Source organism: Acidobacteriota bacterium (genome assembly GCA_030949985.1).
Taxonomy (GTDB): domain Bacteria; phylum Acidobacteriota; class Polarisedimenticolia; order J045; family J045; genus JALTMS01.
The window spans coordinates 1-24,948 of sequence record JAUZRX010000023.1; the positions used below are offsets into that span (position 1 = coordinate 1).

22 protein-coding genes are annotated in these 24,948 nt (G+C 70.0%); 7 read left to right on the top strand and 15 right to left on the bottom strand.

Annotated elements, in window-relative coordinates:
* Positions 1 to 401: 401 nt before the first annotated feature.
* The 4 genes from Q9Q40_05790 to Q9Q40_05805 form a co-directional block, all read right to left on the bottom strand.
* Positions 402 to 1,514 carry a radical SAM protein gene (locus tag Q9Q40_05790; GenBank protein ID MDQ7006723.1) on the bottom strand — a complete coding sequence of 371 codons (1,113 nt, stop codon included), beginning with the start codon at positions 1,512 to 1,514 and terminating at the stop codon, positions 402 to 404.
* A 33-nt stretch (positions 1,515 to 1,547) separates the two neighbouring features.
* Entirely contained in the window at positions 1,548 to 1,874 is a 327-nt protein-coding gene (locus Q9Q40_05795; GenBank protein ID MDQ7006724.1) for a PqqD family protein, read from the bottom strand.
* A gap of 125 nt (positions 1,875 to 1,999) precedes the next feature.
* Positions 2,000 to 3,826 carry an alkaline phosphatase family protein gene (locus Q9Q40_05800; protein ID MDQ7006725.1) on the bottom strand — a complete coding sequence of 609 codons (1,827 nt, stop codon included), beginning with the start codon at positions 3,824 to 3,826 and terminating at the stop codon, positions 2,000 to 2,002.
* On the bottom strand, positions 3,823 to 4,707 hold the full coding sequence (locus tag Q9Q40_05805; GenBank protein MDQ7006726.1) for a polyprenyl synthetase family protein: 885 nt from the start codon (positions 4,705 to 4,707) through the stop codon (positions 3,823 to 3,825). The genes Q9Q40_05800 and Q9Q40_05805 overlap by 4 nt, the downstream gene beginning before the upstream one ends.
* A 124-nt stretch (positions 4,708 to 4,831) precedes the next feature.
* Between Q9Q40_05805 and Q9Q40_05810 the strand changes: the two genes are divergently transcribed.
* Together Q9Q40_05810 and Q9Q40_05815 are read left to right on the top strand one after the other, a co-directional pair.
* On the top strand, positions 4,832 to 6,010 hold the full coding sequence (locus Q9Q40_05810; GenBank protein MDQ7006727.1) for a hypothetical protein: 1,179 nt from the start codon (positions 4,832 to 4,834) through the stop codon (positions 6,008 to 6,010).
* Positions 6,011 to 6,040: 30 nt separating this feature from the next.
* The gene (locus Q9Q40_05815) at positions 6,041 to 6,946 is read left to right on the top strand and encodes a hypothetical protein (protein ID MDQ7006728.1); all 906 of its coding nucleotides are present in this window, start codon (positions 6,041 to 6,043) and stop codon (positions 6,944 to 6,946) included.
* Here Q9Q40_05815 and uvrC read toward each other — a convergent pair.
* Genes uvrC through lysS form a run of 3 tightly spaced genes read right to left on the bottom strand, consistent with a single transcriptional unit; the run spans position 6,943 to position 12,360 of the window.
* On the bottom strand, positions 6,943 to 8,775 hold the full coding sequence (gene uvrC / locus Q9Q40_05820; GenBank protein MDQ7006729.1) for an excinuclease ABC subunit UvrC: 1,833 nt from the start codon (positions 8,773 to 8,775) through the stop codon (positions 6,943 to 6,945). The two genes, Q9Q40_05815 and uvrC, sit on opposite strands and share 4 nt — an antisense overlap.
* 20 nt (positions 8,776 to 8,795) lie before the next feature.
* Positions 8,796 to 10,796 carry an excinuclease ABC subunit UvrB gene (gene uvrB / locus Q9Q40_05825; protein MDQ7006730.1) on the bottom strand — a complete coding sequence of 667 codons (2,001 nt, stop codon included), beginning with the start codon at positions 10,794 to 10,796 and terminating at the stop codon, positions 8,796 to 8,798.
* A gap of 7 nt (positions 10,797 to 10,803) precedes the next feature.
* Positions 10,804 to 12,360 carry a lysine--tRNA ligase gene (gene lysS, locus Q9Q40_05830; protein ID MDQ7006731.1) on the bottom strand — a complete coding sequence of 519 codons (1,557 nt, stop codon included), beginning with the start codon at positions 12,358 to 12,360 and terminating at the stop codon, positions 10,804 to 10,806.
* Positions 12,361 to 12,457: 97 nt separating this feature from the next.
* On the opposite strand from lysS, the gene fbp reads away from it, so the two are divergent.
* Together fbp and Q9Q40_05840 are read left to right on the top strand one after the other, a co-directional pair.
* Positions 12,458 to 13,462, top strand: a complete 1,005-nt coding sequence (fbp, locus tag Q9Q40_05835; GenBank protein MDQ7006732.1) for a class 1 fructose-bisphosphatase — start codon at positions 12,458 to 12,460, stop codon at positions 13,460 to 13,462.
* Between the two features lie 146 nt (positions 13,463 to 13,608).
* Positions 13,609 to 14,229 (top strand): hypothetical protein, encoded by a 621-nt coding sequence (locus Q9Q40_05840; GenBank protein MDQ7006733.1) that lies wholly within the window; start codon positions 13,609 to 13,611, stop codon positions 14,227 to 14,229.
* A 54-nt stretch (positions 14,230 to 14,283) separates the two neighbouring features.
* On the opposite strand, the gene Q9Q40_05845 is transcribed toward Q9Q40_05840, so the two are convergent.
* On the bottom strand, positions 14,284 to 14,916 hold the full coding sequence (locus Q9Q40_05845; GenBank protein MDQ7006734.1) for a methyltransferase domain-containing protein: 633 nt from the start codon (positions 14,914 to 14,916) through the stop codon (positions 14,284 to 14,286).
* 37 nt (positions 14,917 to 14,953) lie between these two features.
* A complete protein-coding gene (locus Q9Q40_05850) occupies positions 14,954 to 15,970 on the bottom strand; it encodes an NAD-binding protein (GenBank protein MDQ7006735.1) in 1,017 nt (338 codons plus the stop codon).
* A 107-nt stretch (positions 15,971 to 16,077) separates the two neighbouring features.
* Here Q9Q40_05850 and Q9Q40_05855 point away from each other — a divergent pair, with 107 nt between their 5' ends.
* Positions 16,078 to 17,196 (top strand): Mrp/NBP35 family ATP-binding protein, encoded by a 1,119-nt coding sequence (locus Q9Q40_05855; protein ID MDQ7006736.1) that lies wholly within the window; start codon positions 16,078 to 16,080, stop codon positions 17,194 to 17,196.
* Complete coding sequence (locus Q9Q40_05860; protein ID MDQ7006737.1) at positions 17,196 to 18,074, top strand: hypothetical protein; 879 nt, start codon at positions 17,196 to 17,198, stop codon at positions 18,072 to 18,074. The genes Q9Q40_05855 and Q9Q40_05860 overlap by 1 nt, the downstream gene beginning before the upstream one ends.
* On the opposite strand, the gene Q9Q40_05865 is transcribed toward Q9Q40_05860, so the two are convergent.
* The 6 genes from Q9Q40_05865 to asd are packed head-to-tail and all read right to left on the bottom strand — an operon-like array spanning position 18,071 to position 24,209.
* Positions 18,071 to 19,210: a pyridoxal phosphate-dependent aminotransferase gene (locus tag Q9Q40_05865; GenBank protein MDQ7006738.1), complete on the bottom strand. Its 1,140-nt coding sequence runs from the start codon at positions 19,208 to 19,210 to the stop codon at positions 18,071 to 18,073. The two genes, Q9Q40_05860 and Q9Q40_05865, sit on opposite strands and share 4 nt — an antisense overlap.
* Positions 19,207 to 20,082 carry a 2,3,4,5-tetrahydropyridine-2,6-dicarboxylate N-succinyltransferase gene (locus Q9Q40_05870; protein MDQ7006739.1) on the bottom strand — a complete coding sequence of 292 codons (876 nt, stop codon included), beginning with the start codon at positions 20,080 to 20,082 and terminating at the stop codon, positions 19,207 to 19,209. Before Q9Q40_05870 ends, Q9Q40_05865 begins: the two co-directional genes overlap by 4 nt.
* Before the next feature lie 50 nt (positions 20,083 to 20,132).
* A complete protein-coding gene (gene dapA / locus Q9Q40_05875) occupies positions 20,133 to 21,020 on the bottom strand; it encodes a 4-hydroxy-tetrahydrodipicolinate synthase (GenBank protein MDQ7006740.1) in 888 nt (295 codons plus the stop codon).
* Complete coding sequence (gene dapB / locus Q9Q40_05880) at positions 21,017 to 21,796, bottom strand: 4-hydroxy-tetrahydrodipicolinate reductase (GenBank protein MDQ7006741.1); 780 nt, start codon at positions 21,794 to 21,796, stop codon at positions 21,017 to 21,019. The genes dapA and dapB overlap by 4 nt, the downstream gene beginning before the upstream one ends.
* Positions 21,793 to 23,148, bottom strand: a complete 1,356-nt coding sequence (locus Q9Q40_05885; GenBank protein ID MDQ7006742.1) for an aspartate kinase — start codon at positions 23,146 to 23,148, stop codon at positions 21,793 to 21,795. Before Q9Q40_05885 ends, dapB begins: the two co-directional genes overlap by 4 nt.
* Positions 23,145 to 24,209: an aspartate-semialdehyde dehydrogenase gene (asd, locus tag Q9Q40_05890; protein MDQ7006743.1), complete on the bottom strand. Its 1,065-nt coding sequence runs from the start codon at positions 24,207 to 24,209 to the stop codon at positions 23,145 to 23,147. Before asd ends, Q9Q40_05885 begins: the two co-directional genes overlap by 4 nt.
* A gap of 183 nt (positions 24,210 to 24,392) precedes the next feature.
* Between asd and Q9Q40_05895 the strand changes: the two genes are divergently transcribed.
* Positions 24,393 to 24,836, top strand: a complete 444-nt coding sequence (locus tag Q9Q40_05895) for a hypothetical protein (GenBank protein ID MDQ7006744.1) — start codon at positions 24,393 to 24,395, stop codon at positions 24,834 to 24,836.
* The last annotated feature ends 112 nt before the right edge of the window (positions 24,837 to 24,948 follow it).

The window sequence follows — 24,948 nt, forward strand, 5'->3', positions numbered from 1 at the left end:
AAGAAAAGCGGGTGACCCGCAGGCCACCCGCTTCCCGTTTCTTTGGCGTGCACGCTAAAGAAGCTTCAGGGCCGTCGGTAACTCTCGTCACCGGCCACCGGCCTGGGTTCGGCTCGGGGGCGCCGGCCTCGACCTCGCGACTCGACGCCGCGAGGTGGAGTCTTCAGCTCTGGATCGGCCCAGCCTCGCAGGTAGCTGCATCAGCCTTGGCGCAGCCGACGGCACGGGCTTCGACCTTTTCCGCGTAGATCACGCGCGGCTTTTCGTAAGCCTTCTTCATCGAGCTTTCCTCCTCGTCGAGGTTTCTGTTACCGGGAGTCACCCCGGCGGGTAAAACGTTGCTGGTTGCCGGGCCTGTCCGGAGCAGACCCGGTGCGGGTTGAGGTCAGGTCCCCCGTCATTTACGCCTTGTCAGGGCTTTGTGCAAGGGGATCTTCGTCATCCTTTTCCGCTTCCGCGGCATCCTCACCGCGCTGGCAGGCTTCGAAGGCCTCCAGCTTGGTCAGCCCGGAGACCCGGGAGGCCTCGTAGAAGGCGTAGGGGTCGCCGGTTTCTTTCTCCGCCGCGGCAGGGCAAAACGAGGCGAAAGCTCCTTCCGGATGATGGATCAGGGTCTTCCTGGGGACCTCCTCGGCCACCTTGCGCACGTAGTCGAGCGTCTCGTTGGGTCCCGCTTGACCTTGCCAAAGGGCATTGAGGTCTTCGACTTCCAGGATATTGGCAATGGGGCGGCGCCAGGCCACGCAGGGGAACATGTCGCCGTAGGGGTCGATGGTGATGGCGGTGCGTCCCACGCCGCAGTTTTGCTTCATTTTCTCCACGGGCCGGGGCCTGAGGCCCCGACGGCCCCGCTGCACCTGGTCGACGAAAAAGCGCACCAGGAAGGTCCTGTCCGGGGCCATGCCCAGGGGGCCGAGATCGCCGTCATCGGCGGGAACGATGTTCGTATCGAAGGTGACGTGGTAGCCGAAACTCTCGCCGAGTTTCTCGATGGCGTGAAGCTGACCCTGGTTCAGACGCGTGATCGGAGTCTTGAGGGTGACCTTCACCCCCAGCGACGACAGCACCCCCAACGCTTCGAGCAGCTTGTCGAAGGAGCCCCTGATTCCCGTGAGGCGATCGTGGGTCGCGGCATCGGCCCCGTGGATGCTGATCTCGGTGTCGAAGGGGCCCAGTTCGGCGTAGCGGACCGCCCGCCGACGATCGGTGAGAAGCACTCCGTTGGTGTAGGTCTTGAGGACCATGCCCCGCTCACGAATGCCCTCGCAGATCTGGAAGAAATCGCGGTGCACGAAAGGCTCCCCACCGGTCAACGTGACGGTGAAGGTGCCCGCCGCCTTGAGCTTGTCCACGGCGGCGATCCACTGCCGGCCGTCGAGTTCCCGTTTTTCCTTGGGATTGTTGTAGCAAAAGGAGCAGAGCAGATTGCACTTGTAGGTCAGTTCGAGCTGGGCGTTGATCGGGCGCGCCTGGTCGAAGGCGCTTTCGATCATGCGCGTCAGGGGGCTCGTCAAGGGGGCCTCCGGTGGGTGCGGGCCGCTGCCGGATCAGTCGGCCGGAAGATCGACGGTTTCCACGGCCTGCTCCCGGAGCAGGTCGGTGAGCACTTCCATCACGTCCCGCTCGACGTCCTCGAGGCTGGCTCCGTCGTATTCGTCCGCCAGGCGGCGGGCCAGTTGGCGAATCGTCGCGGGGCCCTCGCCGAGGACCTCCACCAGGCGCGCCCCCGTGTCGTTGAGCACGATCTGCATCGCGCTTTCGGGCACGACCAGCAAGCCATCGTCGCCGAAGCGTGTGAACGCGGCGTTGCGCCGCCTCCGGAACGCAGTTTCGGGGGTCCATGCAGGGGATGTGGAAGTCGGATCTGGATTCATGGGTTCACCATTCGACGCAGAGTATACGGCGGCCCCCCGGGGGGGACAATTGATACTGGAAACAAAATTCCACTATGGGCGAGCCTGAAGGCGGCCCGGGAGCCGGGCTTTTTCCCCGGTTCACCTTACTGGACATAGCCCAGGCTGCGCAGGCGCTCGAGGAGTCGGGCCTCGGCATGGACATCCCCCTCCCCTGTCCGCCGCACCTCGGCCCGGGTCAGTTCTTTCCGCAGGCGTTGGCCCTCGACCCCGGCAAGATCGGCCCGGGCCCGCCCGCTCATGCGGCTGTCCACCGGATAGCCGGCGGCCGCCAGCCAGGTCGGGGCGATGTCCTCGGCGACCGCCGCCGGGCTCCGGCCGGGCTTCCCGCGGGCCAGCAGGAACCAGCCCGGCCCGGCTGCCGGATTCCGGCCCGGGGCTCCCGCCACGGCCAGCAGGTTCTCCGTCGAGGGGAGTCCGACGACCTGGGCGAGACGGGCGTCGATGCGCTCCACGTGAGACGCGACGGCTTCCAGCCGGCGGAAGGGGTCCACACCCTCCCGTCGAAGCCCCTCGCGCAGAATGTCCAGGCCCGGCAGGTAGATCGTGGCTACCGAGACCTCCGGGTCGCCGAGGGCTTCGGCCAGGGCCTCGAGCCGGAAGAGATCGACCCGCAACGCCAGGCGGGCGATTTCCCCGGGCAGGTCCGAACTGCCGCTGCGGGCGCGCTCGAGCCACCGGGCGGCCCGCGGGGCCCACCCCTCGGGGTAGATGGCCTGCTCGAGGCCCTCGCCCCCCTCGGCGGCCGGCAGGGCGCCGTCGGAGACCAGGTACCCCCCGGCGGGCCCGGGTCGGCCCGCCGGCCAGCTTCCCCACCAGCCGACGATCGCCGTTTTCTCCGCCTGGGCCGTGATTTCCCAGAAGGTCGGCAGGAGCCTGACCCCGGCCCGCACGGCCCGTGGACGGGTCGGCAGCAGTTTGACCAGCACTTCCAGGGGACCCGCCGCCAGCCCGCGGGCCACGGCGGGGGCTCGGGTTCCCCTGAGCCCCGGCACGGAGGCGCCCCGCACGCCGTGCCGGGCCGGCGGGCTGCCGGTGGCGATGGTGGTCCAGGTGGCAGCGGGATCCCCCGGCTGTTCGTCGGTGATCGGCGCCAGTCGCCCCGCGGCCCGGCAGGCGGCGAGCCAGGGGCTGCGGCCGGAGCGGGTCAGGCCGTCGAGCAGCGGCAGATCCAGGCCGTCCCAGCCGATCAGCAGCGCCCGGGCCGGTGCGTGGGGACTGCGCACCACCGGGGCGCCGGCGGTCGCGGCGGATCCTCCCGGCAGGGTCGCCGCCACGGCCGCCACGGCCACCGAGGCCAGCGCCGCGGGCAGCAGCCAGCGCCCCCCCCGGGAACGGGCCTGCCGGGGAGCGCGCCCGGCGCCCAGCGCCGCCTGCACGAGGACCGCCGCCGAAAGAACCCGCCCCGAAAGTCCGGCTCCCAGTGCCAGGGCCGCCAGGGCCGCGAGATCGGCCGCCCCCAGCCGCCGCTCGCTGCCCGCCCACCACAGGCCCAGGTAGAGCGCCACCATGACCGCCGCCCCCAGGCCCGTGACTTGGGACGCCCGCCACGGAGACAGTCCGCGCCGCCGGCGGGCCAGCAAGCGGACGACCAGGGCGACGACCACTTCGGCCGAGGCCGCCAGCAGGGTGGCGAAGGGGGCGAAGAGCGCCGCGTAGAGCACGCCGTCGGGCCAGAGGGGAACCAGGCCCCGGGATTCCACCACCAGCGCCCCGGCCAGCAGGACCCCCACGGGGACTCCGGCGAACAGGCCCGACAGGCCGGCGATGCGCAGGACGGCCCCGAAACGGTCCCGGCCGCCCCCCCCCGCATCGAGGAAGATCCTTTCGAGGGGTGTCTTCAGATAGCCACGTTCTTCGAGGGCGCGCCGCACCTGCGCGTAGTCCTCGCCGGGCCGGCCGGGGGAGGTCACTGGTCCCGCCGCCCGACGAAACGCGCGATGGCGACCAGGGGTTCGGCACGCTGCCCGAGGGCCGAGAGGCTCTCCACGGCGGTTTCCACCAGTTCCGCGGCCAGCCGCCGCGCGCCCTCGACGCCGGCGAAGGCGACGAAACTCGTGCCCGCGTGATCGTGGCCGACATCCTTGCCCGTCACCTGGGGGTCGCCGACCACGTCCAGCAGGTCGTCGGTGATCTGGAAGGCCAGACCGAGATTCTTGGCCCACGCCTCGAGGGCTGCCAGTTCCGCCGCGCCCGCACCCGATACGCGGCCCGCTTCGACCGCGCAGGCGATGAACAGGCTGCCCGTTTTCAGCGCGTGAATCCGCTCGAGTTCCGCCAGTTCCGGCGACTGGTCCCCGGCCGCCAGGTCCAGGGCCTCGCCCGCGATCATGCCGTCTTCGCCGACGGCGCCCGCCAGTGCCCGCACGGCCATCGAGCCGTCGTCGGGACCGATCCAGCGGGTGCGGGCGGCGCCGCCCAGGTGGCGATAGGCCGCGTTGAGCAGCCCCACGGCGGCGAGGATCGCCGTCGATTCTCCGAAGGCGAGATGGGCGGCCATCGCGCCTCGACGGCGTCGGGCATCGTCGAAGGAAGGCAGGTCGTCGAGAATCAGGGACGAGGCGTGAATCATCTCGGCGGCGACGGCCAGGGGCATCACGTGGCGCTGCCGGCCGCCGAGAACCTCCGAAACCGCCAGGCAGATGATGCCCCGCAGGCGCTTGGCCGGCAGCAGGAGGGTGTAGCGCATGGCCTCGACCAGTCGTCCGGGGTCGGGATGGCGCGGTGGCAGGGCTTTTTCGATGGCCTGTTCGACCCGTTGCCTGCGCTGCTCGAGATAGCTGCCGAGGTCCACGCCCATCCTCTCCCACGGGAGGTCTGCTTCCCGGGGATCTTGTACTCCGCCCGGCTTCGGCGCCACCATCGACGTGCATCGAGGCCGGCCGAAACCTACATTGGCGGATGTGAAAGGCTGGACCGTGCGGCGGAGACAAACCGCGCTGGCGGTAATCATCACGATCGTGACCGTCGGTGCCGGGGTGGTTCTCTTCGGGCCTCGCCTCTACCAGGCGATGGCCAGGCAGTCTTCGAAATCGACCGAGCAGAATCGGCCCCTGCCGGTCTCACGCGACGCCTTCCGGCGCGGCCCGGGCGCGGACATTCTCGCCACCATGGAAAAAATCGACCGCACCAGCGTGCGGATCCGCGCCGACCGGGGCGGCGCCCTGGTTTCACCGGACGGGGCGGTGCGGCTCGAACTCCCTCCCCATGCCCTGGCTCACGACATGGATGTGGAGATCATCCGTTACGCGGTGACGGGCGACGACGTGATCGATGCGTTCGCCTACGATCTTCAGCCCGATGGATTGCAGCTCAAGCGCCCGGCGCAGTTCAGCGTGGCCCTGCCGCCGGGCTTCCAGCCCGAGGAGGTCGAGGTCAGCGTCTACGACCTGGCCCGCGCCGCGTGGGTCCGCGAGCCGGACCAGGAAGTGGCCGCGGGCGGCGATCGCCTGCTGGCCCGCCTGGCGCACTTCTCCCTGCGTCGCCTGCGGATCCGCCCCGGCCTGCGCTTTCCCTTCGAACCCCATCACGGACGGGCCACCTTCTACCTCGAGTCCGATGCCGGAAACAACTTCGAACGCTATCTCGAAGGGCGCTGGGCGGCCGTGCGGCGGCGCACCGGCACCTACCGCGAACTGATGCGCATGGGGCGTCTGAGCCGGATGAGCCTGATCACCAGCGGACGACTGCGGGCCATCACCGCGGCGCGCCCGACCCCCACCGTCTTCCTAGACGAGCGGCGCACCGCCGCGATGCCCGCCGGCGCGCCGGAGGCGATCACCGGTTGGGTGCGCGTGCGTCGCCTCGATGCGCGAGGCCGGCCCACCGGCCAGGAGGTCGTCGTACGGGTCAACGACTACGGCCCCGGCCCCGCCCCCCGGCGGGCGGGGGTCATCATCGACCTCTCCCGCTCGGCCATGGAAGCCCTGGGCCTCGAGTGGGGCCGCGATTTCGGCCTGGCCGAAGACAACCCCGACCTGGCCTGGATCCGGATCGATCCGGGTTCCGGGGAGGACCCGGTGCTGCACTATCTTCCGGTGGCGGTCGAGGCCTACCAGCCTCAGCCCCGTCGGGCTCCTTCCTGCCGCCTGTGGTAGGATCCCTGCCCCTCAACCACGGGTGGCCGGATGAGCGAAATCGACCCGCGCAGATTCACCACTTCACACGGCAGCGACGAACAGGTTCCGCCGGGGAAGGTGGACGTCGACCTCCAACTCGGTCCGCTGCGGGTGCGCTTGCTGGGCCTGCCCACCAGCTACGAGCCCTTCGTCGCCGAACACTACGACCCTTTCTGCGAGCCGGCGGACCCCACCCGGGAAGCCGACCTGGAAGTGGCTTGCCGGGAAGTGCCCGAAAAGATCGTCATCCCCCTGCCGCCCCCCGGCGGCGGGACGGTGCTCGAACTGCACGACGAGGGGGACGGCCGCTACCGCATCTGTTCCCATTGGCAGGATGGTGAGGTTCGGCCCGGGGAGGGGCGTGGCGAGGTGGTGCTCTCCAGCCGGGCCTACATCCCCTTCCGCATGTCCCTCGAGAACTACCTGCGGATCGCCTCCCAGTTGATGCTGATCGACCGGGGCGGTTTCCTGATGCACACGGCGGGGATCCTCGATGCCGGCCGGTGCTATCTCTTCTTCGGGCCCTCCGGCGCGGGCAAATCCACCGCCACGGCCAATTCGGCGCCTCGTGCCGCCCTTTCGGACGACATGGTTCTGATCGACGTCTCGGGAGAGGTGCCCAAGGCCCACGCGGTGCCGTTCTTCGGCGCCTTCCCGCCCCGAAAGCGGGTGCGGGGCGCGTTTCCGATCGCGGTGGCCTGCCGCCTGCGCCAGTCCCCCGACACGCGTATCGAGCGTCTGCCGGCGGCCCGTGCGGTGGCGACCATCTCCGCCAGCGTGCCCTTCGTCCATGAACTGGGGTTGCCCCACGAGGGCCTGACCGAGCGTGTCACGCGCCTGTGCGCGGCGGTACCCGTCTGCGATCTTCATCTCACCCGCAGCCCCGACTTCTGGAACCTCCTCGGGGACTTCTAACCTTTCGAGGGTCGCCGGCGACCGGATCCCGCGTCGCCGGCGTCGAGGGCTTCCCGCAGCCGCCGGGCCCGGACCGGTCCGATGGCCCCGCTCAAGGCCTCGAGGGAAGCTTCCCGTACGGCACGGACCGAGCCGAACTGCTCGAGCAGTCGCCGCGCGGTGACCGGCCCGACTCCCGGCACTTCGGTCAGCTCACTCTTCAGGCGGCTCCGGCGGCGGGCCTTGCGGTGGTGGTGGAGGGCGAAACGGTGGGCCTCGTCGCGCACCTGCTGGAGCAGGCGCAGCGCCGGTTCCGCCCGATCGAGCAGCAGGGGGGCCGCCTGGTCGGGGAGGAAGATCTCTTCCTCCCGCTTGGCCAGTCCCGCTGCGGCCAGGGAATCGAGCCCCAGTTCGCTCAGCGCCTGGCGAGCCGCCGCGAGCTGACCGCGCCCGCCGTCGATCAGCACCAGGTCGGGCAGCCGGCGGCCTTCCCGCAGCAGCCGCCCGTAACGCCGCCGAACCACTTCCCGCAGGGCCTGGTAGTCGTCGCCTCCGACCGCGGTCCGGATTGCGTAGATGCGGTAGTCCGCCTTTTTCGGCCGGCCGCCCTCGAAGACGACCATCGAGGCCCGGGGCGCTTCTCCCTGGAAATGGCTGATGTCGAAGCCCTCGATGCGGAAGGGCGCGGCATCCAGGCCGAGCAGGTCCCGCAGGCCCTCGATCGCCTGCACGCCGTGGGCGTGGGGCGAACGGAAGCGCGCTTCGAAGAGCATCTTGGCGTTGGCCGAGACCAGGTCGAGAAAACGTCGACGCTCTCCGCTGCGCACGGCGGCCAGGCGCACCCGGTGACCGGCGCGGTGGTCCAGGAAACGCTCGATCAGCTGCCGGTCCGCCGGAAAGCGCGGCAGGACGATCTCCCGGGGCACCTCCTGGTCGGCGTAGAAGCGGGCCAGCAGCAGGTCGTAGAAGCTCTCGGGCGGAGGCGCCGGATCGAAGGTGAACTCCCGGCGTCCGATCACCCTCCCGCCCCGCATGCGGAACAGCTCCACCGCGGCCTGGTCGCGGACCCGATACTCCGACCAGAAATCGATGTCTTCGAGTCCCACCGAGGTCATCTGCGGGCGGGAAGCGAGACTCTCGATGGAGGCGATCATGTCCCGCAGTCGCGCCGCCCGTTCGAAGGCCAGCTCGGCGCTGGCCGCCTCCATCTGGCGCCGCAGAACCGCCACAAGCTCTTCGTTGCGTCCTTCGAGAAAGAGCTTGGCCTCCTCGACCCGCGCCGCGTACTCGGCCGGATCGGCCTTGCCCGCGCAGGGCGCCAGGCACTGGTCCAGGTGGTAGTAGAGGCACGGTCGCTGGCGTCCGTCGAAGGGCAGGTGGCAATTGGCGACCTGGAAGAAGCGGGGAATCAGGCGCAGGGTGCGTCGCGCGTGGGACGCGGGCAGGAAGGGCCCGTAGGTCGGATCCTTGCCGGCCCGCGGTCGTCGTACCAACTGGACCCGGGGAAAGGCTTCGCTGGTGGTCAGGCGCAGGTAGGGGAAGCTCTTGTCATCCCTCAGCAGCACGTTGTAACGCGGGCGGTGCTCCTTGATCAGGTTGTTTTCCAGGATCAGCGCCTCGACCTCGCTGGAAGTGAGGATCAGGTCCAGGTCCCTGATCTCGGCCACCAGCGCCAGGGTGCGGGGCGGATGCTGAGCGGAGGGCTGGAAGTAGGAGCGCACCCGGGCACGGAGGGACTTGGCCTTGCCGACGTAGAGCACCCTGCCCTTCCCGTCCAGAAAGCGGTAGCAGCCCGGACTGTCCGGCAGCCGTGCCAGCTTCTGCTCCAACTCGGGGGACAAGGGTTTCATCGTTTCCTGCTCGCGATTCCTCAGCGCGGCGCCAGGGCTTCTTTCTCGCGCAGTGCCCGGATCCGGTCACGCAACTCCGCGGCCTTCTCGAACTCCATCTTGGAGGCCGCCTCGAACATGTCCCGCTCCAGTTCCCCGATGGTGCGTACGATCTCCTCGAAGGTCATCGGAGCCCCGTCTTCGGTGGTGGAGGGAACCGTCAGGTAGTCCTTCTCGTAGACCGACCCCAGGACTTCATCGATGCGCTTGACGATCGAAGCCGGGGTGATGCCCATCTTCTCGTTCCAGGCCTTCTGGCGCCGGCGTCGGCGTTCGGTCTCGTCGATCGCCTGGCGCAGGGCGGGGGTGATCCGGTCGGCGTAGAGGATCACCTTGCCCTCGACGTTGCGGGCCGCGCGGCCGATGGTCTGGATCAGCGCGGTCGCCGAGCGCAGGTAGCCCTGCTTGTCCGCGTCGAGTACCGCCACCAGGGAGACCTCCGGCAGGTCCAGGCCCTCGCGCAGCAGGTTGACCCCCACCAGCACGTCGAACTCCCCCGCCCGCAGGTCCCGCAAGATCCGGATCCGGTCGAGGGTCTGCACGTCCGAGTGCAGGTACTCCACCCGAACCCTGTTGTCGCGGAAATGCTCGGTGAGTTCTTCGGCCATGCGCTTGGTCAGCGTGGTGACCAGTACCCTCTCGTTGCGTTCCGCGCGGGCGCGCGCCTCGCCCAGCAGATCGTCCACCTGCCCTTCGACCGGGCGTAGGATCAACTCCGGGTCGAGCAGGCCCGTGGGCCGCACCACCTGTTCGGCGATTTCCCCACCGGTGAGGTTCAGCTCGTACTCCGCGGGGGTGGCTGAGACGAAGATCGTCCGCGGGCGGATCGCTTCCCACTCCTCGAAGGTCAGCGGCCGGTTGTCCATCGCCGAGGGCAGGCGGAACCCCCATTCCACCAGGGTCTGCTTGCGCGAGCGATCGCCGCGGTACATGGCCCGCACCTGGGGCACCGTCTGGTGGGATTCGTCCACCACCAGCAGGGCGTCGGGAGGCAGGTAGTCCATCAGCGTGGGAGGAGGCTGCCCCGGCCGGCGGCCGGTGAGGTGCCGGGAGTAGTTCTCGATGCCGTGGCAGTAGCCGGCCTCCTGGATCATCTCCAGGTCGAATTGGGTGCGCTGGCTCAGGCGCTGGGCCTCGAGCCGCTTGCCCAGGGCGTGCAGCTCGGCCACCCGCGCGTCGAGTTCTTCGCGGATCGAGCGCATCGCTTCGACCAGCTTTTCCCGGGGTGTGACGTAGTGCGAGTTGGGATACACCGGGAAACGTTCGACTTCTTCGACGGTGACCGCCCGCAGGGGATCGATGCGCCGCACCCGGTCGATCTCGTCGCCGAAGAACTCCACCCGCAGGGCCGTGTCGTCGTAGGCCGGCCAGATGTCCACCGTATCGCCCCGCACCCGGAAGGAACCGGGTCGCAGGTCGCCCCCGCTGCGCTGGTACTGGATCTCCACCAGCCGCCGCAGCAGGTGATCCCGGCCTTCCCGCGCGCCCCGCTCGAGCAGGAGCATCATGCCGTGGTAGGCCTCGGGGGAGCCCAGTCCGTAGATGCAGGAGACCGAGGCGACGATGATCACGTCCCGGCGTTCGAAAAGCTGCCGCGTGGCCGAATGGCGCATGCGGTCGATCTCCTCGTTGATCGTCGCTTCCTTCTCGATGTAGACGTCCGACTGGGGGATGTAGGCCTCGGGCTGGTAGTAGTCGTAGTAGGAGACGAAATACTCCACGGCGTTGTGCGGGAAGAACGAGCGAAATTCCTGGTAGAGCTGGGCGGCGAGGGTCTTGTTGTGGGCCATGACCAGGGTCGGCACCTGGCAGCGCTGGATGACCTGGGCGATGGTGAAGGTCTTGCCGGAGCCGGTGACCCCCAGCAGCACCTGGTCGCGCAAGCCCTGTTCGAGTCCGCGGCAGAGCTGGTCGATGGCCGCGGGCTGATCCCCCGCGGGTTCGAAGTCGGAGACGATACGGAAACCGGCCTGCCGGCTCATCGCCAGCTCAGGATCCCGCCGCCTCGGCCAGGCGCCGGGCCACCTGGCGCGGTCCGAGGGCAGCGATGAAATGCCCCGCCCGCGGGCCCCTGTCCCGGTCGATCAGCGCCCGGTAGACGGCCTTGAAACCCTCACCCACTCCGGGGCCGTCTTCCGCCCCGCCCAGCTCGCGGATCGTCGCCTGGATGGCCTCGGGGTCGTCGAGGGATTCGAGGGCCTCGGCCAGGCGCCCGAGCAGCCGCTTCTGGCTCTCGCTGAGTTCCGCCACGGAAGCCGGCAAGGTGGCGCAGACGCTGACCTTCACTTCCTCCGGCGCGAAAGACTCGAGCCAGCGGCGGACCATTTCGAGCCGGCGGGCCAGGGCCGAGGGTTCGAGATCGCGATAGCCTCCCCGCTCGAGGATCTCCCGGGCCCGGTCCGGATCGAAATCCGCGATTTGACCGACCAGCACCAGGTGCCTCCAGGGTACGCCCAGCCGCTCCACGTCCGCGGCGGTGGAGAGTTCCAGGGCCCGGTTGGGTGGGCCGCCCTCGGCGCCCCGGTCGACCTCGTCGGCCACCCGCAGCAGCGGCAGGCCGGGGTCGAAGCGAATCGCCCGGGTCGGGCGGGCCTTGAGCACGACGTAGCGCAGCACTTCCGGGGGCACCGCTTCGAGCAGCCGGGAAGGCTCGAGCACGTTGCCCCGGCTGGCGGACATGTCCCCCTGCCCCTTGAGGGCGATCCACTCGTAGACGATGGGGAACGGCGGCTCCATGTCGAAGACCTCACGGGCCAGCCGCTTGCCGCTGTCGTAACTCCCTCCGCGGGAGGCGTGATCCTTGCCGAAGGGTTCGACGCTGACCCCCAGCGCCTTCCAGCGGGCCGGCCAGTCGACTCTCCAGGTCAGCTTGCCCCCCTCGGTGACCCGGCGGACGTGCTCGGCCCCGCTCTCCGTCACGCGGAAGCGGATCCAGCCCTCCCGGCGGTCGAAATCGAGCACTCGAGCCGCGCAGATGCGCCCGCTGTCGGGATCCCGCGGGTTCCAGGGGGACCACTCGGGGGGCACCGTCTTGCCGGTCACCTCTTCGAGGATCCGGGCGATGGTGTCCCGTTTCTCGAGAGCGGTGAAGACCACGTCGTTCATCTGCCCCGAGCCGTAGAACTCGGAGGCCGGGCGGATGTCGGCATCGACACCGAGGGTTTCGAGGGCGTCGAGGAAGGGGGCGAGGAAATGCTGGTCGTATCGTCCCTGCCCGTCGGGGCCCGGCAGGGCGACCAGGGGAAAGCCCACCTTGTCGGCGAAGATCTCGGGATCCAGGAAGGGATAGACCTTCCTCAGCGGATCGAGGTTGTCCACGATGAAGACCAGCCGCGCGTCCTGTCCCTGATCGCGGAGGGCCCGTGTCACGGCGTCGCCGGTGAGGATCTCTCTCAGGTGGCCCACGTGGAAGGGGCCGGAGGGTGAGATGCCCGTGCAGACCACGAAGGGACCGCTGCCGGTAGCGGCGATCTGGCTGGCCGCTCGATCCGCCCAGTGGCTCTCGCCGCCCGCCGAGGCCTGTTCTTTGGTGTTAGGCTCTGTCATCCTGCCCTCGACCCGCGCCGCCCTGCGCGGCTGCGGGAGACTGTCGGCAAAGATTAACCTCAAACCGGCGGCGTTGCCCCGGTGGAGTTCCCAGAGCATGCAACGACAGCCGCTGACCCTCATCGAGCACATCACCCGCGCCCAGGCCAGTTTTCCCGACGCCACCGGCGACTTCACCCAGCTGATGGAGGCCATCGCCCTGGCCTGCAAGCTGGTCGCCAGGGAGGTCAACAAGGCCGGCGTGGGCCAGCTGCTGGGCCTGGCGGGCCGGCGCAACGTCCAGGGTGAACAGGTGGCCCGGCTCGACGAGTTCGCCAACGACACCCTGGTCCACACCCTCTCGCGCACCGGTGTGGTCTGCGCCCTGGGCTCCGAGGAGTTGGCCGTTCCGATTCTGCTTCCCGGCAGCGTTTCCGAGGGCAAGTACGCCGTGCTCTTCGATCCCCTCGATGGTTCCTCCAACATCGACCTGGCGATGCCCGTGGGGACCATTTTCGGGGTCTACCGCCGCAGCAGCCAGGCGGGACGGCTCGGCGAGGTGAGCGACCTGCTGCAGCCGGCCCGGGCGCTGATCGCCGCGGGTTACGCGGTCTACGGCTCGAGCACGGTCTTCGTCTACACCACCGGCGAGGGGGTCCATGGGTTCACCCTCGATCCGAGCATCGGCGAGTTTCTGCTCTCGCATCCCGACATCCGCGTGCCGGAGCGGGGTTCGATCCTCTCGATCAACATCGCCAACCGCCCGGGCTGGGACTCGGCGACCACCCGCGCCGTCGACCGCTGGCTCGGCCGCGGTGGCGGTCTGACCTCTCGTTACGTGGGCAGCCTGGTGGCCGACGCTCACCGCGCCCTGCTCCGCGGCGGGCTCTTCGCCTACCCCGCCGATACCAGTCACCCGGAAGGCAAGCTGCGGCTGCTTTACGAGGCCGGGCCGATGGCGCTGCTTTTCGAGAAGGCCGGCGGCGCAGCCGGCGACGGTCGCCGGTCGATCCTCGACATTCAGCCCCGGGATCTGCACGACAGGACTCCGCTGATTCTCGCGGGAAAAGCCGATTACGAGCTCTGGCGGGACGCTCTGGGTGAAGACGACGAGAGCCGGTAGGCAGGCCAAACACAAAAGAACTTGAAGTCAGGCGGACCCTTGTGGTAGCTAAGGGGGCGAAGGGCCGCGACGAAGCGGCCCGGGTGTTGGGAAATGGGAGGTATTGGGTGACGGCCTCGGAACCGCGGGGAGTGGAGCATCCCTTGATGACGCTGCGACAGGCAGCCGAGAAAACAGGACTTTCAGCCACCACCTTGCGCCGCTACATCAAGGCGGGACGTTTGCGGGCGCGGCTGATTCCGGGGCGTTACGGCCCCGAGTACGTCGTCGATGACGACGACCTCCACGCAGCGGGCCTCGACGGCCGCGCTGGGGGCGACAACGAAGAGAACGGGGCCGTGGTCCGGAGTGCCGGCAACGGCGATACCGGCGTTCGCACGGTTTCGGCCCAGGACATGGTGCCGGGCCTGCTCTATCGCGAATTGATGATGAAGCACGAGCACCTGCTGGTGCAGTACGGCATGCTTCGCGTCTCCGGCCGCCAGCTCTACGAGGTGCGCCAAGCCGCCGAACAGAAGGCCGAGCAGGCCCGCCAGGCCGCCGCCGAGCTGCGCCGCACCCGGGACCGCCACGCCCGGGAGATCGGGGGGTTGAAGACCGAGTTGCGCCGCGCCGAGTTGGCGCTCGCCGAGCGGGAAGAGCGCATCCGCGAACTCGAACGGCGGGTCGCCCAGCTCGAGATGCAGCTCCGCAACCAGCTCACGGCGCGCCAGATGGACGAGCATTTCAGCCGACGGCTGAAAGACGCGCCTTCGACGGAGCACTGACGCCGCCCCGGCCCGCCCGCCGGGAGGCGCCCGGCCCCGTGACCGGTGCCGGTGCTAGTGGGCGGGTGTCGGCTTCTTTTCGAAGACCAGCAGGCGCCAGAGCTTGAGCATGTTGACCCGGCGGTCGTCGACCTTCTCGAGGTCGTCGAGGCCGAGGACCGATTCCACCGGCAGATCGAGGCGGAATCCCATGTGCTGGGTGAGGGGCGTCAACTTCTGCTCGAGCCAGTGGCCGAAGCGGTGCCGGCTGCCGAAGTGGTTGACGATGACCACCTTGCCCCCGGGCCGGCAGACGCGGCCCATCTCGGCGACCACCTCCCGCGGGTGGGGCACCACCGAGATCACGTAGGGCGCGTAGACGAAATCGAAAGCATTGTCGGGGAAGGCCATCTGCGTGGCGTCCATCAGCCCGAGATGGATCCTCGCGCCCCCCTCGGCGACCCGCCGGCGCCGGCGGGCCTCCTCGAGCATGGAACTCGACAGGTCGATCCCCACCACGCGGACCCCGCTGGGATAGAGCGGCAGATTCAGCCCCGTCCCGACCCCCACCTCGAGCACCCTGTCACCCTGGCGGAAGTCCATCGCTCCGATGGACTCGACCCTTCCCGGCTGGAAAACCTGGTTGAAGACGATGTCATACAGCCCGGCGAAACGGTCGTAGAACCTGCCGACAGCGGCCACGTCCATCACGGTCCTCCCATCGCGGAGTCCAGGAAAAGATCGTTCACTCCCCCGCCCCCGCGGCCAGCCGTGAGAGCCGGTCCAGGGCGGAAGGACGTCCCATGGCGATCAGGACGTCTCCAGCCTCGATCGGCTCGTCGGGAGAGGGGTTGAAGAGCTTCTCACCGGCCGCTTTGAGGATGGCGGTGATGATGATATCAAGTTCCCGCCGGATCGGGCTATCCCTCAGGGCGGTGCCCACCAGCGAGGACTCCCGGCCCACCTCCACCTGCTCGAGGTGGATGTCGATGCCGACCCCCTGGGAGATGGCGTCGATGAAATCCACGACCTGGGGCCGGAGCATCACCTGGGCGATCAGCAGGCCGCCCCGCTCGTAGGGGTTGAGCACCCTGTCGGCTCCCGCGGCCAGCAGTTTGCGCGCCGAGCGGTCTTCGCTGCAGCGGGCGACGATCAGCAGTTCGGGATTGAGGGAACGGGCGGCGAGGACGGTGTAAATGTTCTCGGCATCCGAGCCCAGGGCGGTGACCAGCCCGCGGGCGCGCTCGATCCCCGCCTGGCGAAGGACATCGTCGTCGGTGGCGTCGCCCACGACCCAGGGCGCCGGCTGGGGCGTCGGGGCGTCTTCCCGGTTGACCACCACGTAGGATCCGCCGTGCTCGCGGATCTGTTGGCAGACCGCCTGGCCCACGCGGCCGTAACCGCAGACGATGTAATGCTGGGACATGCGCTGGATCCTCCGCAGGGTGCGCCGGCGCCAGAACATCCGGCCCCGGACGACGGCCTCGGAAAGGCTGCCCAGGATGTAGATCACCAGGCCCGTGCCCACCAGGATCAGGACGATGGCCACCACCTGGCCTGCCGGCGTCAGGGGGTGCACCTCGGCGAAACCCACCGTGGTGACCGTGATCACCGACATGTAGAAGGCGTCCAGCAGGGTCCAGGTGGGCCCGCCGGCGATCTTGAAGGCGATGGTGCCGGCTGCGAGCAGGCTGCCCACCGCCAGGGCGGCGGCGAGCAGGGGATGCCCGAGATAGATGTGTGGCAGGCCTGTGCGTTTCACGTCGCGGGATCATAGCCTCCCGCGCCCCTCGGGAAAACCCGCGGACCCCGGGAATGTGCCCGGGACCGGGGAAGTCCCTATAATCCGGTTCTTCCAAGGAGCTAGCCATGCCGAGCGTCGAGACCCTGCGCCAGATCCTGTCCACCGTGCCCTTCCCCGGTTTTTCCCGCGACATCGTCAGCACGGGCAGCGTGACGAAGATCGATGTGGAGGGGGACGTGGTGACCGTCAGTCTCCAGGCCGACGGCAGCGACGACGAGACCCGTCGGCGACTGGCGGAGGCCGTGCGCCAGGCGCTCGCCGGCCAAGAGGGGGTGAGCGAGGTCAAGGTGCGTTTCGCCGCGGCCGGCCCCGTGCGCCTGCCCGTGGCCGGTCAGGCCGCCGAACCCACCCCCGCGCCGCCCAAGGGCCCCCAGGCGAAGAACATCATCGGGGTGGCCTCGGGCAAGGGCGGCGTGGGCAAGAGCACCGTGGCGGTGAACCTGGCCGTCACGCTGGCCCGCCAGGGACGCCGGGTCGCTTTTCTCGACGCCGACGTCCACGGCCCCTCGGCCCCGCTGATGTTCGGCCTCGAGGGCAGCCGCCCCGAGCGGGCCGACGAGCAGGGTCGCCCCCTACCCCTCGAGGCCTTCGGCGTGAAGATCATGTCGATGGGCTTTTTCGTCGAACGGGGCAACGCGGTGATCTGGCGCGGCCCCATCGTGGGCAACTTCATCCGGCAGCTGCTGACCGACGTGGCCTGGGGCGAGCTGGACGATCTGATCATCGACTTCCCCCCCGGCACGGGAGACGCCCAGTTGACCATCTCCCAGACCATCCGCATGACCGGTGCGGTGGTGGTGACGACTCCCAACGACCTGGCCCTGATCGACGCCCTCAAGGCCATCGCCATGTTCCGCAAGGTAGAGATTCCGGTGCTGGGGATCGTGGAGAACATGTCCTTTTTCGTCTGCCCGGGATGCGGAGAGAAACACGAGATCTTCGGCCGCGGCGGAGCGGATCGCGCCGTGAAAGACGAGCAGATCCCCCTGCTGGGAAGAGTGCCCATCGATCCCCAGGTGGTGCTCGAATCCGACAAGGGACGCCCGGTGGTCATCGACCGACCGGAGGCTCCCGCCGCCCTGGCCTACGGGAAGATCGCCCGGGCCGTGGTGGATGCCGCCGAGGTCCCCGAGACCGGGAAAGGGGGATTGGGGCGCTTTCTGGAACGCTTCGGAGGAAAGTGATGCCGCTTCGGCGATGGCTCGTCCCCCTTCTCCTGGGCGCCGCGGGGCTTGCTCCCACTCCCGTCACCCCGGCCGACTCCTCTCCCTCCGCGGAAGTCTCCCGGGCCCTGCGCGAGGCCCTGGCCCACGTGGAACGGGTCGATCAACGGGTCGAGATCCTGGGCCGGCTGGCCTACGACCCCCAGGTGGATCCGGCCCTGCGCAAGCATGCCGGCGAACTCTTCCGCCGCGAGGCGGTCTCCTCCGCGGTGGCTCTCGAGCGCCTGTTCCCCAAGGCTCCGCCCGAGTGGCAGGCGTGGATCCTCGATCTCTATCGCGAAAACTGGTCCGCGCTGGGACGGGGAGTGAGCACCTGGCGGCGGGAGATGGTGCGCCTGGGCCTTGAATCCGGCGACGCCGCCGTACGGCTGGCCGCGGCCCGCCTCGGTGCCACCCGGCCGATTCCACGCATCACCCACCCGATGATCGACGCCGCCGTCGAGCATCCGGAACTCCAGCAGGCGGCGATCCTCTGCCTGGGGGTCAACCGGGACCCGAAGGGGTTGCGCTGGGCCCTCGACGTGGCTGCCCGGCACGGTGGTCGCTGGCGCGAATCCCTGCTCTTCGCCGTCTCCCAGATCGGGGCAGGCGCACGCCTGCGCTTGCTCGAGGCCCTCGACGATACGGATCCCTCCCGTGTGACCGTGGCCCTCGAAGCCCTGCTCCTGGTGGCCGGCGACGACGACATTCCCCGCCTCCACGCCTGGCTGATCGACCACGGCTCGGCCGTCCCCGATCTGGCCACCCGCGTGCGGCGCACCATTGCCGAAATCGAGGCGGGAAGCCGCGAGAGAGTCCTCCTGGAGGAGCCGGAACTGCTCTTCGACCCGCCGCGCTAGCGGTCGCCCGCTTCGAGACGGAGCGCGATGCGCTCGAGGGCCTTTTCGAGTTCTTCCTCGCGCCGGGCGTAGCTGACTCGGATCCACCCGTCGCCGCCCGGGCCGAACGCTTCTCCCGGAATCACCACCACGCCGTCTTCCTCGAGCAGTTGGCGGGCCAGCTCGCGGCTCCCCGCGCCACCGGCGTGGATCCATGCGTAGAACGCGCCTTCCATCGGCGCCCGGCGACATGCGGGGGGCAGCAGGCTGGTGACTCTCTCCCGCCTTCGGCGGAAGCGCTCGACGAGTCGATCCCGCCCCCGCCGGCCCTCGGCGGTGAAGGCGGCGCGGGCCCCGATCTGGATCGGCGTGGACGCGCAGGTGAGCACCGTCTGCTGGAGCGCCACCAGCCGGGCCATGAAGGCCGGATTCCGGCACAGGGCCCAGCCCACACGCCATCCGGTCAGGGCCAGGGATTTCGAGAGTCCGCCGCAGATCACCACGTGGTCGGGTAACACCGTGGCGATGCCGGGGGCCCGCGGCGCGGTCCAGCACAGGTCCCGGTAGGTGTCGTCGAGGATCAGGGCCACGCCGGCCCGGGCGCTGAGGTCCACCAGCGCCTGGATCGTCCCGGCGCTTTCCACGGTCCCGACCGGGTTGGACGGAGAGATCACCACCACCGCGCGGGTGCGGGGCGTGATCAGCGCCTCGACCTGTTCGGGGTCCAGGTGAAAGTTCCGCTCTTCCGGCAGCGGGTAGCCGCGGGCCCGGGCGGACCAGGCGACCGCCGCCCGCTCGGCCCCCGGGAAGCCGGGATCGGGTACCAGGATTTCATCGCCAGGATCGAGCAGGCAGCCCAGGGTGACGAAAGTCGCCTGCTGACAGCCCGCCGTGACCAGCACGTCGGAGGATCCCAGGCCCAGGTCCGGGTAGTCCGCGGCGATTTCCTCCCGCAGCGCCTCGAGACCCGCGGTGGGGCCGTAGCCCCCCGGGCCGTGCTCGGCGGCCGCCGCGAGGGCGGCCCGCAGTGCCGGTGGTGCTTCGAGATCCGGCTGACCGAGGCCCAGGTTGATCGCCTCGGCCGGTGCCGATTCGAAGATTTCGCGGATCAGGGTCCGCCGCAAGGGCCGTACGTGGTCGGCGACACGAAGGCTCATCGCAGGGCCTCTTCCAGGGCGGCCCTCGCGTCGGTGCCTTCGTCCCGCCGCTTGACGATCAGCGCCGCCGAGGCCGCCAGGCCGTGTTGCCGCGCCCACCGTCCCGCCAGGGGTCGGCTGCCGGGTACGACCACCGCCCGCTCGGGAATCTCCAGCACGCCGTCTTCTCCCGCCCGCAGCACACGCTCGCCGGGCAGGTCGTAGACCGGGGTCGAGGCGGTGAGGATCACGCCGGCGCCGATCACCGCTCCCCGTCGCACGCGGACACCTTCCACCAGCGCCGCCAGCCCGCCGACGAAGGCCCCCTCTTCGACGATCACGGGCATCGCCCCGGGAGGTTCCAGCACGCCCCCCACCTGGGCACCGGCGGAAAGATGGACGCCGGCGCCGATCTGGGCACAGGAGCCCACCAGGGCATGGGAGTCGATCATCGTTCCCGGACCGACCCACGCGCCCATGTTGATGTAGCAGGGCGGCATCAGTACGGCCCCCGGGCCCACGTAGGCGCCGCGCCGGACGGCGCTGCCTCCGGGAACGATGCGCACCGAGGCCAGTCGCTCCGCGCTCTGTACCGGGTAGATCGCCTTGTCGCGGAAATGCATGGGACCCGCCGGGGGCATGGGTACCACGTCACTGTGGCGGAAGCCGAGGATCAGGCCGCTCTTGATCCAGGAAGCCACCTGCCAGCGGCCCTCCGCGTCGGGCCAGGCGGCGCGCACTTCACCGCGTTCGAGGAGGTCGAGCAGTTCTTCCACCGCCGCACGCACCGCGTCGGGGTCCGGGGAGGGCGCGGCGGCGTAGGCGGCGAGCCGCTCCCGGAGATCCTGGATCGCGGGGGAGGGTGGCGCGGGGTGTGTCTCCGATCTGTCCATCGAGATCTCCATCCGGCCCCGGCCGCGTCGCGCGTCCGAGGGCACCGAAGTCAGAGCAGGCCGGCGGCCGCCAGGCCCTCTCGCAGCAGCCGTCGGGTCGCCTCCGATGCCGCGGCCAGGGGCGGCCGCACCGCGTCCCGGCACAAGCCCAACTCCGCCAGGGCGGCCTTGGCCGGCACGGGATTGGTTTCAGCGAAGAGGGCCCGGGTCAACTTCAGCAGCCGGTAGTGGGTCCGTCGCGCCGCCGCCGCATCGCCCTCGAGAGCCGCCTCGACCATGGCCACCGTTCCGGCGGGATCCACGTTGGAGACCACCGAGATCACACCGTCGCCGCCGAGCAGGGTCATGGCACAGGTCAGCTCGTCTTCCCCGGAGAGGATCGAGAAATCTGCCCGCGGTCGGGCCGCCACCAGGCTCATCGCCTGGGAGAGCTGCCCGGAGGCCTCCTTGACCGCCGCCAGTCCCTCGATTTTCGCGATTTCCAGCACCAGTTCGGGAGCCACGTTCAACCCCGTGCGCGAGGGGACGTTGTAGAGCACCACCGGCAGGCCGACTGCGGCCACGGCGCGGTAGTGGCCGACCAGCCCCCGGGGATTGGGTTTGTTGTAGTAGGGCGAGACCACCAGGGCGGCATCGGCCCCCAAGGCCGCGGCGCGGCGGGTGCGGGCCACGCTGCGCGCCGTGTCATGGCCTCCCGTGCCGGGAACGACGGGCACCCGGCCGTCGGCCATTTCCACGCAGCAGGTGACCAGCGCCGCCCACTCGTCTTCGTCGAGGGTCGGCGTCTCGCCGGTAGTCCCGCAGGGCACCAGGCCGTGAATGCCGGCATCGAGCTGCCGGGCGACCAGCGCCCGGAAGGCATCCATGTCGACCTTGCCGGAATCGTCGAAAGGGGTGATCAGGGCGGTCAGCACGCCCTTGAGATGCAGAGCACTCATCGGGGGTCTCCATTTTCGTTTCCGAGGATTTCGTCCAACATGTCTTCGAGCCGGGCGCTGCCCCGCCGGCCCACCAGCCATTCCGCGCAGCGCAGGGCGCCGATGGCGAAGATCTCCCGGCTGCGGGCGCGGTGGATGATCTCCAGCGACTCGCCGGGGCCGTCCCAGCCCAGACGATGTTCGCCCGGAATGCTGCCGGCGCGGATCCAGGCCACCGGCAAGAGCTCGGGATCGACGGCCCCCTCGGCCGGAGCCGGGCCGTAGCGCGTTTTGCCCGGAGTCTGCTCGACGACGATCTCGGCGATGCGGCAGGCCGTGCCCGAGGGGCCATCCTGCTTGGCGTCATGGTGCGCTTCCCAGAGCCAGGGCGAGAACTCCCCCAGCTCTCCGAGGGCGCGCGCCGCGGTGGCCGCCAGGCGAAAGAGGAGATTGACGCCGAGGGAGAAATTCGGCGCCCAGAGAAAGCCCACCCCGCGGCGATCGGCTTCGGCCTGCAGGGCGCCGAGCCGATCGCTCCAACCGGTGGTTCCGGAGACGACGGGAACACCCTGCCGGATCAGGCGACCCACGTTGTCCGCGCCGGCCGCCGGTGAGGAGAATTCGAAAGCCACGTCGCAGCTTCCGGCGAGGGTATCGAGACTCGTCCCTTCGCCCTCGGGCAGCGTGGGATCGACACGGGCCACGACGCGGTGTCCCCGTTCCGGGGCCAGGGCCTCGATGGCCCGTCCCATCTTTCCGTAGCCCACCAGCGCGAGGCGAAGTGGCCTGACCTTCACAGCTCTTCCTCCACGCATGAGAGACACAAAGCATGCCACCGCTCGATCAGGGTCTGCACCTTCGATTCGGGCAGGAGCACACCCAGTGAAGAACCGAAGGGGCCTTGCACGATGCGCCGCATCCCGAGGTCGCGGGCCTGTTCGAGCCAGCGGGGCCAGAGCTGCGGGCGGGTCGCCAGCCCCTCCCCCACGGCCGCGACCAGGCCCAGGGGGGCGGCGATCTGCAACTCGCCCAACTCCGCCAGTCGCCCCTCGGCCGCAGCGGCCTGCCCGGCGGGGAGAACGAGCGCCACGCCGGCGGGGCCGGCCGCCACCTGGATCGGCGCCGCTCCCGCACCGGCGGCGACCCGCAGCAGGCGGTGGAGGAAGTCGCCCTCCATCGTGCGTCCCGGGCAGTGCAGCCGCACTTCGGCCATGGCGTCCCGCGAGGCGATGGCCCGGACGCCTCCGCGCCCCGTTCCCTGCCGGTCGATCCGCGTGCCCGGCCGCGAAGGTGCCAGGGAGTTGCGGATCAGCACCGGAACGCCCCCCTCGAGGGCCGGGTCGATGGAGGCCGGGTGCAAGACCCTGGCGCCGAAGCCCGCGAGTTCGGCGGCCTCCCGGAAGGTGGCCCGGGGCAGGACCCGCGCTCCGTTCACGCGCCGGGGATCGGCGGTCATCAGCCCGTCCACGTCGGTCCAGATCTCCACCGCTTCCGCCCCCAGGGCCAGCCCGAGTAACGACGCCGAGAGGTCCGACCCGCCGCGACCCAGGGTGGTCGGCAGCCCCCCGGGGGTGGCGCCGACGTAGCCGCCGAGCACGGGGACCACGCCCCGCTCGAGCAGGGGGGCGATCTCCCCGGCGGCCTGCCGCCGGGTGCCGTCGAGATCCGGGGTGGCGGCGCCGAAGCAGGCGTCGGTCACGACGACGCGGGTCGAGGGCACGAACTGCGCGGGGCAGCCGCGCGCCGTGAGCGCTGCGACCAGCAGTTCCTGGGCCATCAACTCACCGTGTCCGAGCACCGCATCACGGGACCGGGCGCGGGCGGTGCCCACCAGGCGCAGACCGCGCAGCAGCACGCGCAACTCCCGCAGGTGGCCTTCGAGACGCCGGCACAGGGTGTCGGCTGCCCGGTCCAGGGCGGCGGCCGCCGCCAGGTGCAGCGCGCGCAACTCTTCGAGTTCGGCGTCCAGCCGCTCCCGCTCGCCTTCCAGGGCCATCTCGAACAGGCTCGAGAGCGCGTCGGTGACGCCGGCCATGGCCGAGGTCACCACCAGGGGGCGTTCGCCGAGCCGGTCGTGAACGATGGCGGCGACCCTCTGCAGGCGCCCGGCTCCCCTGACCGAGGTCCCGCCGAACTTCATCACGATCATGGCAGCAGACCGCGGTCGGCGAGAAGCTCGGCAATCAGCAGGGTTCCCCCCGCCGCTCCCCGCACGGTGTTGTGTCCGAGGATTTCCATTTTCAGGCCCAGGACGCTGCAGCGGCGGATTTGTCCCACCGTCACGCTCATCCCCGCCCCCGCGTCACGGTCGAGGCGGGGTTGGGGCCGGTCGCGGCCGTGGACGATTTCGAGCGGGCGCGCGGGGGCCGAGGGCAGGCGCCGACGCTGGGGCTCGCCCTGGAAGCCGGCGATCAGCGCCGTCGCCTGTTCCGGCGAAAGGTCCCGACCCGGACGCAGATGCACCGTGAGCAGGTGCCCGTCGCAAACGGGAACCCGGTGGACTTGCGCCGAGATCCGCATGGCGGCGGGCTCGATCCGCCCGGCTTGCAGTCGGCCGAGGATCTTCAGCGGCTCGCGCTGGATCTTCTCTTCCTCGCCGGAGATCCAGGGGACGACGTTGTCGACCATGTCGAGGGCGGCGACCCCCGGATAGCCGGCGCCGGAGATGGCCTGGAGGGTGGTGACCACCACCTCTTCGATGCCGCAGTGCTGTGCGAAGGGGGCGAGAGCCAGGGTCAGCGCGATGGTCGAGCAGTTGGGGTTGGTGACGATGAAGCCCCCCTCCCGTCGACCGCCGGACGGGTTGTCGAGCAGGGCCAGGTGGGAAGGGTTGACTTCCGGGATCAGCAGTGGGACAGGAGCCGCCATGCGGTGGGTCCGCGCGTTGCTGATCACCGCCCGCCCCGCCTGGGCGAAGAGGGCCTCGGCGCTCTCCGCGGCCCGCGCGTCGAGGGCCGAGAACACCACCTTCGAGGCCACGTGGTCGGGGTGGGCGGGAAGCACGGTCATCGAGGCGACGCGCCCGGGGGGCGGTCCGGGCAGGCGCCAGCGCACCGCCTGCTCGTAGGGCTTGCCGGCGCTGCGCTCGGAGGCGGCGACTTCGGCGATTTCGAACCACGGGTGCTCGACCAGCAGCGTGACCAGGCGCTGGCCGACGAGTCCGGTCGCTCCCAGGACGGCGACAGGAATCTTTTGCTCTTTTTCGGCCATTTCACGTTTTCGCAGGGTGCCGCCCCGGTGCGGGACCGTTTGGCGGGATGATAGCACCGGCAGCCGCCCAAGCCGCCTGGAGGTGTTCTTTTACAGGCGGGGGGGTTGACAGCGCGCCGGAATCCCGGTCAACTTTCAGTGAATCTCGTGGTAGGCCGTGTGCTGCTGACTTGGGAGGCGACGATGAGACAGGGACACTCGAGACTTCCGAAAATCCTGCTGCCGGCTTCGGTGCTGCTGGCGTTCACCCTCCTGGTCGGGAGCGCCTTCGCCCAGGCCCCCCCCGACCCTTCGCAGCCCCGGCTGGACCTGGTCGATGGCAGCGACTTCGCCACGGGGGCGATGTGGGCCATCTTCCAGCCCATCGAGCTGGACATCAACGAAAACCTGCTGCCTCCCGTGACCATCCAGTTGCCCCAGGGCGCTGGCGTGGGCGATGTCTCCCCGAGAACCTCGGGCAGCGGGAGCATCGGCTACGTCGGCAAGGGGGCCGGCACCGGGGCCATCGATGCCGGGGCCTCGCTGATCCTGCCTTCTTCGGGCGCCGATCCCCTGCCCCGGATCCTCACCCCCGCCGATGTGCTCGGTGAGCTCGAGCGCTTGCGCGACGAGCTGCTGGCGCGCTGAACCCGCCATCGGCACCTTGCGGCGCGACCCCCGAGGGGGTCGCGTTCGTGCGTCGAGGCGGACCCGGCAGCCCGCTTGCCAATCCTTGTTTTCTGGCCTGCCGGGCCCTCGC